The organism is Bradyrhizobium sp. PRIMUS42 (assembly GCF_023006515.1).
GTDB lineage: Bacteria > Pseudomonadota > Alphaproteobacteria > Rhizobiales > Xanthobacteraceae > Bradyrhizobium.
The window spans coordinates 1-478 of the sequence record NZ_JALBGZ010001577.1 but is presented as its reverse complement, the minus strand read 5'-3'; the positions used below and the strand labels follow the sequence as shown (position 1 = coordinate 478).

At 68.2% G+C, this 478-nt stretch carries 1 pseudogene; it reads left to right on the top strand.

The window, feature by feature from the left end:
• Positions 1–478: pseudogene (locus MOV75_RS41745) on the top strand (lytic transglycosylase domain-containing protein); the annotation flags it as partial.

Genomic DNA, 478 nt, shown 5'->3' with positions numbered 1-478 from the left:
CACTCGCCAAGGCCCGCATCGCCGCCGTCAAGAAAGCCCCGAACGCGCGCGCGCTGCTCGACGCCGTGCCCCGCGAGCTGCATAGCGACCCCGGCTTCATCTTCAGCAAGATCCAGCTGCTGCGCCGCGAGGAGAAGTTCGCCGAGGCCGCCCAGCTGATGCTGTCGGCGCCGAAGGATCCGAACCGGCTCCACAATCTCGACGAATGGTGGATCGAGCGGCGTCTTTTGGCGCGCAAGATGATCGACACCGAGGAATTCCGCAGCGCCTATCTGATCGCGCGCGACGCCGCACTGCCCTCGCGCGACATCTACAAGACCGAGCAGGAGTTCACGGCCGGGTGGATCGCACTGCGCTTCCTCAACGACCCCGCGGCTGCCACTCAGCATTTCGCCCGCATCGGGGTCGGCAGCGTCAATCCGACTGCGCTGGCACGTGCCGGCTACTGGCAGGGCCGCGCCGCGGAAGCGGCGGGGCG